Below are 3,871 nucleotides of genomic sequence, written 5' to 3'. Positions count from 1 at the left end.
AATTTTCATCAAAAATATGAACTTACTCGAATGAAATTACAAAAAATTATTTTTTATGTTTATGTCCAACATTTAATTGAAAATAACGGCGAGCCTTTCTTCCAAGATATTTTAGAAGCATGGCTATATGGCCCAGTTTTGCCTAATTTATATTTAAAATTACTACATCAACGCAATTATCCTCTTACCCAAATTGCTGAAGGAAAAGCAAGTAAGTTAACCCCTGGACACCAACAGTTAATTACTAAAATAGTTAACCAATATGGTCCTTATACACCTAGGCAATTGGTGAACAAAACTTGTCGCGAAGAACCTTGGAAAATTAATTTTTTAGACGCTGATTGGAGTTGTAACCTTATTAGCGATGCGGATTTGTATCAATTTTATGCTAAACAAACCACTAATCAAAATAAAAGGAGCCAAAGTGAAAATAAGTTATCCGATTTTATTAACCATTTCTTATTTATTTTTCATTATGAGTAATATGATGATCTTATTTTTTAATTGGGAATTAGGATTAAAATTTAACGCGACCATTAGTATCTTTGCCGATCTTTTCTTTTTAGGTTATTTATGGTGTCCAAATGAAAATTAATTGGATCGGTTGTAAACAAAAACTTTTACCCAAATCATTCCCCATTTATTTTTAGTCTTTTAAAACAAAAAAAGACTAACTTAACAGTTAGTCTTCAAAAATTTTAAAAAGTAAAAAAATGTTTAAAGTTTAGGAATACATCAGATATCACAAAATTTAGGCTTCTTGGCGCCTATTTAATAATAATAAATATTTGTATTTAGAAATTTAATTAAAAATAATTTTTTAATTAAATAAGTATTGGAGGTGTTTATAATTTTGTAATTATGTTGAAATTATTATTTCAAGTTGTTGCTTAATAATAAGTAAAACAAAATATTCATTATACACAAAATTATTAATAAATAAATTTGACTATATTTTTTAAATAGAAATGTCCATGTTTGAACATTAATGGAAGAATAAATATTTGTCAAATATTTGTTAACTAATTTTATTAATTTTTGAAATAAACTTAATTGTTGTTTTTTTAATATTTTATTTTTGTTTTGATATGGTAAAAATTCTATATTTGTTTCTGATAAAATATTATCTTTTTGAAAAATTTGATTATTTTTGTTTTTTTCTTTTATTAATGGATTTTTATAATTTAAATTAATTATGTTTGTTGCTGATGTTTCTTGCATTTGATATTTATCTTCATTTAATGTTGTGTGAATCGGTTTGAAGTTTGCAACTTTGTTTTTAAATTTCTTAATATTTTCATTTTGTTTTTGATCAGTTTCAACTTCTTTTTGATAATTTTTAGTTAAGGTTTTTAAGCTTTGATCGAAATTAATAAAACTTTTATCTTGTCTTCGATCATTTTCGCTTAATGTTTGTAATCTTTTATCAAAATCCAAAATACTTTCATCTTGTTTTTGATCGTTTTCATCGTGTCTTCGATCATTTTCGCTTAATGTTTGTAATCTTTTATCAAAATCCAAAATACTTTCATCTTGTTTTTGATCGTTTTCATCGTGTCTTCGATCATTTTCGCTTAATATTTGTAATCTTTTATCAAAATCCAAAATACTTTCATCTTGTTTTTGATCGTTTTCATCGTGTCTTAGATCATTTTCGCTTAATGTTTGTAATCTTTTATCAAAATCCAAAATACTTTCATCTTGTTTTTGATCGTTTTCTTCATGTTTTTCATTAATCTTAGTTAATATTTCTATTTTATCTTTTAAATCATTAATTTTCCGATCATAAGTAATAAAATAATTTTTTAACTGATTTTGAAAATAATTTTGTAATTCGTTTTTTGTATTCTCTAAATTGTTTAAAGTGGCAGGTATATCTTTCATTTGTTTTTTTAAATTCATAATTTCGTTTTGAGCATCTTCTATTTTAAGTCTTAGAAATATAGTAAATAACGGATTATTTATTATTTTATTTATTAAACCTATTTTAGTTGGCGACCATGTTATAAAATTATTTGATGTTGTATCCAACATTATATTTATTATGTTTTGTAAGTAAGAATTATATAAATTTAAAATATTTTTTTTATTTTGATATTCTAATAATAATATTTTCTGAAAATGTTCTAAAATTTTTTCTTCCGAAGTAGGCATATTTACAGATGTAAACAAGGAGTTGTTTATATAATCTTCTTCGTTTTGAATATAAAGTTTTTCTTCGGGTTTTAAAGCAGATAATTCTATTTCTATTCTGATTTGATCATATAATTTCGCTAATTTATTTTTTTCTTTAAATTGATTTTTTATCCTTTCTTTTAAAATTAACAAATTTTGTTGATATGTCGATTGCGAATCTATTGCTATTAAATTATTTTCAAATTCTTTTTCATTTGTTATTCGTTTTTCTATTACATTATAATAATTGAAGTGAGCTTGCATGGTTTTAAGTTGTTCTTTGGATTTAACAATTTCTTTTTCTTTATCTTCTAAAATAAATTTTAATACTATCGTATAAAAAGGATATTTTATATTTTGGATTTGCGGATTTTTGTATAATTCATTAATTTGATATATATGAGAATTTCTAATTTTATTGTGAATTAATTTATAATTTACAAAAAATTCATATGCAGCCAATAATTGATTTTTTTTTCTATATTCTTTTAATAATATATGATTAAGTTCTTCAATTATATCATCTTTTAAGGTTATTTGAGGATCAATTTTGATTAATTCTTTTATAAATTTTTCTTCATCTTGGATTGATAGATTATTTGATATTTTAAAATTAATATCTAAGTCTTTTTTTGCTAATTCAAAAGCTTTTGCTATTTTATTTCGTTCTAAAAATTCATTAATTATTCTTTCTTTTAAAATTGCAATAATTTCGTCAGGAGAAATAACATTACTATCTATAAAAATTAATTTTTGTTCTTCGCTCGATAAACTGATATTATTTATTTTTAAATTTGCAGATTTATTTATTTGTTTATTAGAAAATAATTTGGACTTGTTGATATTATTATTCATATTAAAAAATATTATTAAAAAAATATTGAATAATAAAAAAAATAGAAAAAATGTAATTAATAATTTAATAATTTTATTTTGCATGGATTTTTCAAACACAATAAGAAAACCTTTTCCGTTAATTTATCTTGATTTTTATTAATTGTTTTTTAATTAAAATACCTTAAAAATTACTAAAAAAATTAAATAAAAAATCATAAATATATTATATTTATATATGTTTATGTATAGTAAGAATAATTTTTTATTACATTAACACAAAATATCTTTAATATAATTATTAAGTTTGAAATTAATTTACCAAATTAAAATTTTGTTAAAAATATTTTATTTATCTCTAAATTATAATTTTAAATAATTAACAAATATTTTAAAATATTTAAAAATAATTAAATTTTTTAAATAAAAAATCATGAAAACTAAAGAATAAAAAAATAAAACTATCAAGAAATAATTTATAATTTATTTATTAATAATTTATTGAAAAAAAACCGATTTAAATTAAAATTTAACAGTATATCGAATTTATAAATATTAAATTAATTTTGAATTTAATAACATGTAACTAATTCTACCAAATATTAATATTTGCGTCAATATTAAAAAAATAAATTAAAGTAGTTCTATTTATTTAATAAATAAAAGAAGATATAAAAAAATTATGTATAAATTGTTCTTAATTAATATTTAAGATAGTATTTAAATAATGTTTTTGATTTCTTTGATTCATTATCGAGATGGCGAAAAAAGATATATTTTATCTTTAAAAGGATTAAATGTTGGTAGTTATGTTTCATCTGGTTTAGGTTCGGAGATTAAGATAGGAAATGTTTTACCTCTC

2 protein-coding genes and 1 pseudogene are annotated in these 3,871 nt (G+C 20.3%); 2 read left to right on the top strand and 1 reads right to left on the bottom strand.

The window, feature by feature from the left end:
* On the top strand, positions 1 to 483 hold a 483-nt coding region (locus OC698_RS02695), incomplete at its 5' end, for a Panacea domain-containing protein (protein ID WP_304513167.1).
* Between the two features lie 390 nt (positions 484 to 873).
* Here the strand turns inward: OC698_RS02695 and OC698_RS02690 are convergent.
* Positions 874 to 3,129, bottom strand: a complete 2,256-nt coding sequence (locus OC698_RS02690; RefSeq protein ID WP_304513166.1) for a hypothetical protein — start codon at positions 3,127 to 3,129, stop codon at positions 874 to 876.
* A gap of 616 nt (positions 3,130 to 3,745) precedes the next feature.
* On the opposite strand from OC698_RS02690, the pseudogene rplB reads away from it, so the two are divergent.
* A pseudogene (gene rplB, locus OC698_RS02685) lies at positions 3,746 to 3,871 on the top strand (50S ribosomal protein L2); the annotation flags it as partial.

Source organism: Candidatus Phytoplasma gossypii, assembly GCF_030586975.1.
In the GTDB taxonomy this organism is placed as follows: domain Bacteria; phylum Bacillota_I; class Bacilli_A; order Acholeplasmatales; family Acholeplasmataceae; genus Phytoplasma; species Phytoplasma citri.
This window is presented reverse-complemented; position numbering and strand designations above follow the sequence as displayed.